Annotated in this window: 1 protein-coding gene and 1 pseudogene; both read left to right on the top strand. The window is 63.1% G+C overall.

What is annotated here, in order from left to right:
- Positions 1-333: 333 nt before the first annotated feature.
- Positions 334-1584, top strand: a pseudogene (locus RHBS_RS27220) (IS110 family transposase).
- A gap of 172 nt (positions 1585-1756) precedes the next feature.
- A partial coding sequence (locus RHBS_RS27215; protein ID WP_145977646.1) for a GNAT family N-acetyltransferase occupies positions 1757-2064 on the top strand: 308 nt, incomplete at its 3' end.

Raw genomic sequence — 2064 nt, 5'->3', positions numbered from 1 at the left:
GGCGGTGCGGTCAGGCACGGATTGATGTACTCCGGTGGGATCGGAGAGCCCGGAGGTAGAGAGGCGATCAAGTTCAGATAGATCTGATGATCACGCGCCCGCACCGCCGCACAATCCTCTCTAACATTTCCCCACCTGGAGGTGATCACTTCAGGTGCCCGACGACGTTCGAGGCGAGGCTGACAATCACCAGCCGCTGGTGTGGCTTCGGAAGGATGGCCACCTCGTCCGTCGCGGACACTCCGGCCGCTGATTGAGACACGTTGTTATCTGCGCGAGAGTCGCTATTTAGAGGAACGCCGGCGGAGCCGTCCACCCAGTCGGGGATCTTCGATGGAAAGGGACTCTGTGACAGCACAACCGGATGCAATCTGGATCGGCATCGACATCGGCAAAGCCGCGCATCACGCCGCAGCGATCGACAACACCGGACGGCAACTGTGGTCGATCCGAGTGCATAACGACCAACACAACATCGAATGTCTGCTCGACAAAGCGCGCGCGACCGGCGACTCGTCGACGAACCGATGGGCGGTTGATCTGACCTCACCCGAATCTGCGCTGCTGTGACGTCAGCTGCTTGCTGTGCTCACAGCTGCCGGTCAGACGGTCACATACGTCCCCGGCCGTGTCGTCAACCGCATGACCGGTGCCTTTCCGGGTGAAGGCAAGACAGACGCCAAGGATGCCCTCGTCATCGCGGAAACCGCACGCCTACGCCGCGACCTGACGACCGTTACCACACCGGACGATGTCGTCGCCGAGCTCAGCCTTCTGACCGCCTACCGTGCGGATCTCATGGGGGAGTGGGTGTCCCGCATCAACCGACTCAGGGCACTGCTGCTCCGCATCTTTCCTGAGCTTGAGCGCGCCTTCGACTACACCACACGCACCGGCCTGGCACTGCTTACCCGCTACTGCACGCCAGCGGCGATCCGCGCCGCCGGCACCGAAGAGATAAGCGTTCATCTTCGTCAGCTGGGTGTCCGGCGGCCGACAATCCCTGGGATGGTGGCCAAAGCGCTCGCCGCTGCAGGCGCGCAAACCGTTGCAGTGCAGGCGGAATCGACCACCGAGCAGCTCGCCACCCGCCTCGCCCGCCAATTGCTCGAACTAGACCGCGAGATCAAGGCACTCGACAAACAGATCACCGAATGCTTCCGCAATCACCACCAGGCGCACATCATTGAGAGTGTCCCCGGTATCGGCACGCGACTGGGAGCGGAGTTCCTCGCCATCACTGCCGGCGACCTCGCTGCGTTCGGTACAGCCGCGAGACTTGCCGCCTACGCGGGCCTCGCACCCGTCCCCAACGACTCCGGAACCCGCACCGGAGTGCTGCACCGACCCAAGCGCTACCACCGCCGCCTGAGACACGTCTTCTTCATGGCAGCCTTCAGCAGCGTACAACGGGAAGGACCATCGCGAGAGTTCTACCAGCGCAAACGTGCCGAACATCAACGGCACGTCCAAGCCATCATCGCGCTCGCCCGCAGGCTCGTCGACGTTCTCTGGGCACTACTCCGTGACCATCGTGAATGGCAGCCGTGTGGACCGCGCTCCATCGCATCCGTGGCAGCGTAGATGCGCAGTTGTTCCATGTAGCTGTTCGCCCACCAGCTGGCGAGGTGTTGGCGCTGGAGCGCCAGTCTGAGGCCGTCTTCCAACCAAGATCGGTCGATCTTCTGGCCCGCGATCACCGGGCTGGTGTGGTCCGTAGTGGTGGTCTTGCCGGAACGGCGATAGTTTCGCACTTGTGTTCAGTGAGATCGAAACAACCCGGCTGATCCTGCGCCCCCTGCGTCAAGAGGATCGGCAGGTGATGATCGAACTGCATACCGATCCCCGCATGACCCGGTTCGAATCGGACCCGCCCGACACGGCGAAGGCCGCCCTCCTGGTCGACGCCTGGCTCGCACACTGGACGGAACACGGCTACGGATATTGCGCGGTGACGACCCGAACCAATCCCGACGTGATCGGCCTGGCCGGGATCCGTGTCCGCGGCTTTCATGGCGAAGGTGTGCTGAACCTCGGCTACCGCTTCTGCCCCGAGGTGTGGGG

Source organism: Rhodococcus sp. BS-15, assembly GCF_000813105.1.
Classification (GTDB): domain Bacteria; phylum Actinomycetota; class Actinomycetes; order Mycobacteriales; family Mycobacteriaceae; genus Rhodococcoides.
Note: the sequence above shows the minus strand (reverse complement) of the source record. Positions and strands in the feature narration are given on the sequence as shown.